We start from the raw sequence: 620 nt of genomic DNA, 5'->3' as shown, positions 1-620 counted from the left end.
TCGACGAGCTGCCAGATCCGCACGGTCCGGTGCAGGGGGTCGGCGACGATCAGCTCGTCCACCCCGTGCGCGGCATAAAAATCGATCTTCGCGTAGGTCTCGTCGTCCGGGGAGACGACCTCGACGGCCACGGCGGCGGTGGGCAGGAACACCCCGCTGGGCCGCCCGCGGTGCAGGCCGCCGTCGGGGACCCGGTAGTTGTCGTGGCGGCCGAGATTGAACGGGCCCGTGCCCACCAGCCCGGCGGCACGCGCGCGAGGGAGCAGCAGAGCGTTCAGCTCGTAGTCGACGCGGCCGTGTTCCGCGGATGGTCCTGGTGCCACGTGATATTCCCCGTCCCACACTTCGTCGAAGGTGTCCTGCCCGAGTGCCTGGCGTCGGGCGATGAACTCGTCGAGAACATGCGGGCGTTCGCCGAGGATCACAGTGCGCACGTCGAAATCATCTCCCAGGTCGGGCTGTCCCAGCTCGGGTTGTTTCCCTGCGGCCTTGTGTTCCTGATCAATGATAGATCGACGCCGTACCGCGATCCATCAGGGTCTTCCGGGGCGCCGTATGCGCCGCGACATATGTCAGCATGCCAGCGCATATGGCGCCCCGGAGAGGTACGGAGTGGCTCT

General features: G+C 66.9%; 1 protein-coding gene. It reads right to left on the bottom strand.

Annotation, left to right across the window (positions count from 1 at the left end; translation table 11 throughout):
• Window positions 1-434, bottom strand: a 434-nt coding sequence (locus NBW84_RS08670) for a Uma2 family endonuclease (RefSeq protein ID WP_250283434.1), incomplete at its 3' end; no start/stop codon positions are given.
• Window positions 435-620: the final 186 nt, after the last annotated feature.

The sequence above is a fragment of the Protofrankia sp. CiP1_Cm_nod2 genome (genome assembly GCF_920664355.1).
Lineage (GTDB): Bacteria > Actinomycetota > Actinomycetes > Frankiales > Frankiaceae > Protofrankia.
Note: the sequence above shows the minus strand (reverse complement) of the source record. Positions and strands in the feature narration are given on the sequence as shown.